The organism is Psychrobacter sp. 1U2 (assembly GCF_051847575.1).
The window spans coordinates 1-763 of sequence record NZ_JBPYDC010000946.1 but is presented as its reverse complement, the minus strand read 5'-3'; the positions used below and the strand labels follow the sequence as shown (position 1 = coordinate 763).

Below are 763 nucleotides of genomic sequence, written 5' to 3'. Positions count from 1 at the left end.
AGGACAGTGATCGCTTAATTGAGGAGCAAGCGCTCAGTAAAGACAAACAGCTGAACCATATCAAACAGTTAGCAGGGCCAGGTAAGCTGACTAAGCGCTTACAAATTGATCGCGATTTGTACGGCGCGCCTATTGCCTTTGAGTCTGGCGTTTGGATTGAGGATGATGGTTGTCAGCCGCCATTAACATTACGTCCTCGTATTGGTATTGATTATGCTGGTGAGGCCAAAGACTGGCTACTGCGCTACGTGTGGACAGATCATCCGTCATTATCAAAAAAGTAAGGCATGCTAGCGCTTTGTATTATCTACATCAACACTCGGAGATTAACAAATGTATAAACTAACGGTTTTTATTCCAGATAGTGCTTTGGAATCAGTTAAAGCGGCGCTATTTGCCGCCGGTGCTGGTACTATTGGTAATTATGAGCAGTGCTGCTGGCAAGTGCAAGGGATGGGGCAGTTTATGCCGACTGCTGGCAGCAATCCGCACATTGGCGCACAGGATACGTTAGAGCAGGTGAGTGAGTGGCGCATTGAAATGGTGGTTAAAACATCAATCATCAAAGAGGTGATCAATGCATTAAAGCAGGCACACCCATATGAGACGCCTGCCTATGATGTGATAGAGGTGCTAGACTTTTAGTACGAGCAAGATTTGTACTTTTTGAGGTTAGTTCCTCTTAAAGCTAACTGTCTTTGGTTTTGAGGGTCTTTTTATGTTTTTTATAGATGTTGATGAGGTAAATTGTCATCAACAATAT

Annotated in this window: 2 protein-coding genes; both read left to right on the top strand. The window is 43.9% G+C overall.

Going from position 1 to position 763, the window contains the following annotated elements; genetic code table 11:
* Positions 1-284, top strand: a 284-nt coding sequence (locus tag ACS8FD_RS19720; RefSeq protein WP_439277111.1) for a DNA-3-methyladenine glycosylase, incomplete at its 5' end; no start/stop codon positions are given.
* Positions 285-333: 49 nt separating this feature from the next.
* On the top strand, positions 334-645 hold the full coding sequence (locus ACS8FD_RS19715) for a YqfO family protein (RefSeq protein WP_439262330.1): 312 nt from the start codon (positions 334-336) through the stop codon (positions 643-645).
* Positions 646-763: the final 118 nt, after the last annotated feature.

Excerpts from the sequence above, each read along its gene's own strand:
- ACS8FD_RS19715 (WP_439262330.1), top strand. The coding sequence starts at position 334 with ATGTATAAACTAACGGTTTTTATTCCAGATAGTGCTTTGGAATCAGTT.